The organism is Streptomyces sp. NPDC054847 (assembly GCF_053610925.1).
In genome coordinates, this window is the sequence record NZ_JBSGZJ010000686.1 from 1 (window position 1) to 2,345 (window position 2,345).

A 2,345-nucleotide genomic window follows, 5' to 3' on the forward strand; every position below is an offset into this window, starting at 1 on the left:
GAACGATGCGTTCCGGTCGACCGATCCAGACGCGGAGCCTCTCACTGCGGCAGCTATTCGGTATTGGACCCGTCTGGGTCCCGACTGGCAGCGTTACGCCCGTCACGACGGGAGGCCCCACACGCCGGGACGGCGCCCCCTCCCGCTCCCCCTGATCACTGTCCCCTGGGAGCCGCAGCATGAGTGCGTCCACCGCACGCGAGCAGAAGAGAACCGCCAACCGCGCGGGGCTGGGAGCCTTCATAGGCTCCACGATCGAATGGTTCGACTTCTACATCTACGGAACGGCCGCGGCCCTCGTCTTCGACGAGGTCTTCTTCCCCGAGCTCGAAGGCCCGTTGGGCACGCTGGTCGCGTTCGCGACGTTCTGGGTGGGCTTCCTCGCCCGTCCGCTCGGCGGCATCATCTTCGGGCACTTCGGCGACCGGCTCGGCCGTAAGAAGACCCTCGTCATCACCCTGCTGATGATGGGCATCGCCACGACCCTCATCGGTCTGCTGCCCGGCTACTCGTCGATCGGCGTCGCGGCCCCGATCCTGCTGGTGTGCATCCGCATGGTGCAGGGCATCGGACTCGGCGGCGAGTGGGGCGGCTCCGTGCTGATCGCCTCCGAGCACGCCCCCAAGGGCAAGTCCATCCTCTACGGCGCCTTCGCCCAGCAGGGCTCCCCCGTGGGCAACACCCTGAGCACCGTCAGCTTCCTGGCGATCAGTCAGCTCCCGAACGACGACTTCGTCTCCTGGGGATGGCGCATCCCCTTCCTCGCCTCCGCGGTCCTCGTCTTCGTCGGCCTTTTCGTACGGATGCGGGTCGCCGAGTCGCCGGCGATGGCCAAGGCCATAAAGACCAAGAACGTCTCCAAGCTGCCGCTCACCGAAGTGCTGCGCACCCAGCCGACGCTGATCCTGCTCGGCATCGGCGCCTGCACGATCGGGCTCTCCGCCACCTACTTCAAGTCGACGTTCGCCCTCTCCTGGGCCACCAGCAGCCTGGACTTCGACCGCAGCTCGTTCCTCACGATCATCCTGGTCGCCAACGTGGTCCAGGTTCTGGTGCAGCCCTTCGGCGCCGTGCTGGCCACGCGGATGAAGAGCATGACCCGCGCGGTCTGCGTGATGCTGCTCCCCGAGATCGTCCTCCTGCCGCTGATGTTCGTCCTCATCAGCACCGAGAACTACACCCTCGCGATGATCGGCGTCTCCGTCGCCACGATCCCGCACTGCCTCTACTACGCGGCCCTCGCCGGAATGCTCGCGAGCCGTTTCCCCGCGAACGTCCGCTACACCGGCATCTCCCTCTGCTACCAGCTCTGCGGGACGATCCTCGGCGGCACCACCCCGATCGTCGGCCAGTCCCTGCTGAACTGGACCGGCTCGATCACGGCGGTCATCTTCTACGCGGTCTTCCAGGTGCTGCTCACCCTCGGCTGCATGGTGCTGATCCTGCGCCGCCCCAACCACGACGAACTCGCTGACGAACCGGCGGCACAGCCCGCGCCGGGCACGAACGCCGCCGTCACCACGACGGTCTGAGCGGGAAGGCGGTAGACACCATGGCCCCCCTCATCGTCGACGGCATCCCCGGGATCAGCGAACTGACCGGCCGGGACCTCGGCCACTCGCGGTGGCGGGAGGTCACCCAGGACCTGATCGACATGTTCGCCGCCGTCTCCGGCGACCACCAGTGGATCCACACGGACACCGAGCGCGCGGCGCGCGGCCCCCACGGCGGCACCATCGCCCACGGGTACATGGTCCTCAGCTGGGGCATCCCGATGTTCGCCGAACTGCTCCAGGTCACGGGAGTGGGCATGGCGCTCAACTACGGCGTCAACAAAGTCCGCTTCCCCTCCCCCGTCCCGGTTGGCAGCCGGGTCCGCCTCCACGCGACGGTCACCTCGGTGGTCCCGGTCAAACGCGGCGGGGTCGGCATGACGCGGGCGTTCACGTTCGAACGTGAGGGCTCGCCGAAGCCGGTGTGCGTGGCGGAGTCGCTGACGCACTTCTATTCCTGACGGGGGGGTGCGGGTGGTGCCGCTGCGCAGGGCCGTTCCCCCCTCCCCTACGGCCTGGCTGCCGTAGGGACCCGCCACGTCCTGAACCGGGGCGAGCCCGGGACACGGCCGTGCGGGGACCCCGCACTTCCCGGACCCGGCCGTGCGGGGACCCGGCACTTCCCGAACCGGCCAGCCCCGGAACCCGGTACGCGAGGCTCCACCCGGTGCCGCGCGGCTCAAACTCCCCTACGCCCGGCGGGCGTGGGAAGGGACCCTCATCGGGAAGGGACCCTCATCGGGACCGGACCTGCCCGGCAGGGCCGGAGTGTCTCCGCCGACGGGCTGGATC

General features: G+C 68.9%; 2 protein-coding genes. Both read left to right on the forward strand.

From position 1 onward, the window contains the following. Window positions 1-179 precede the first annotated feature (179 nt). Window positions 180-1,532 carry an MFS transporter gene (locus ACWGH4_RS34210; protein ID WP_453467697.1) on the forward strand — a complete coding sequence of 451 codons (1,353 nt, stop codon included), beginning with the start codon at window positions 180-182 and terminating at the stop codon, window positions 1,530-1,532. Between the two features lie 20 nt (window positions 1,533-1,552). Continuing rightward, a complete protein-coding gene (locus ACWGH4_RS34215) occupies window positions 1,553-2,014 on the forward strand; it encodes a MaoC family dehydratase (protein ID WP_453467699.1) in 462 nt (153 codons plus the stop codon). Window positions 2,015-2,345: the final 331 nt, after the last annotated feature.